At 44.4% G+C, this 243-nt stretch carries 1 protein-coding gene; it reads right to left on the reverse strand.

Features of this window, described 5'->3' with window-relative positions; translation table 11 throughout:
• Positions 1–243, reverse strand: a 243-nt coding sequence (locus ABFY71_RS19100) for a hypothetical protein (RefSeq protein WP_347947458.1), incomplete at both ends; no start/stop codon positions are given.

Here is a 243-nt window from a genome sequence, read left to right on the forward strand (position 1 = left end):
CCGAACATCTCTGGCGTAACATAAGAATCGCTAAAATATTTGACATCCTCTTTCAGTGAAGCAATGTCCGTCTTATTCTGCTCGATCTGCTGTGCCTGTTCTGTGGTGGCTCCGGGCTTGACCGGATTCTTTTCAAGGTACTCATTCACTGCATTCTTGATTTCTTCCGGCGAGATTTCCCCGCCTATTCCTTTTAAACACAATTCGTACAAATACTTCTCTTTTCTTGTGATTGGCTTCGGG

Origin of the sequence: Devosia alba (genome assembly GCF_039938915.1) — a bacterium.
Classification (GTDB): Bacteria; Pseudomonadota; Alphaproteobacteria; order Rhizobiales; family Devosiaceae; genus Devosia; species Devosia alba.